The 291-nt window shown below is 48.5% G+C and carries 1 protein-coding gene; it reads left to right on the top strand.

Going from position 1 to position 291, the window contains the following annotated elements; all coding sequences use genetic code 11:
* Nucleotides 1–20: 20 nt before the first annotated feature.
* The coding region (locus tag DK870_RS29510; RefSeq protein ID WP_218580685.1) for a hypothetical protein at nucleotides 21–291 on the top strand (271 nt) is incomplete at its 3' end.

A 291-nucleotide genomic window follows, 5' to 3' on the forward strand; every position in this document is an offset into this window, starting at 1 on the left:
TCCGATCTGGAAGTTGGTGTTTGGCTCAGATTTTGGTGGTCTGTGCTTTCTGTCATGCTGTCCCACAGTGGAGTCAATCGCTTCAGAATGCTCAAGCTCTGATGATCCAGCAAACTGACCAGCAGTTTCAGCTCCAGAAGCCAGTTCAACAGCTAACTAACCAGCAGTTTCCACCTCAGAAACCAGTTCAACAGCTAACTAACCAGCAGTTTCTGTTTCAGAAGCCAGTTCCACAACAACCTAAGCCGCAGTTTCCGTTTCAGAAGCCAGTTCCACAACAACCTAAGCCGC

Origin of the sequence: Pseudomonas sp. Q1 (assembly GCF_009935975.1) — a bacterium.
GTDB lineage: Bacteria > Pseudomonadota > Gammaproteobacteria > Pseudomonadales > Pseudomonadaceae > Aquipseudomonas > Aquipseudomonas palleroniana.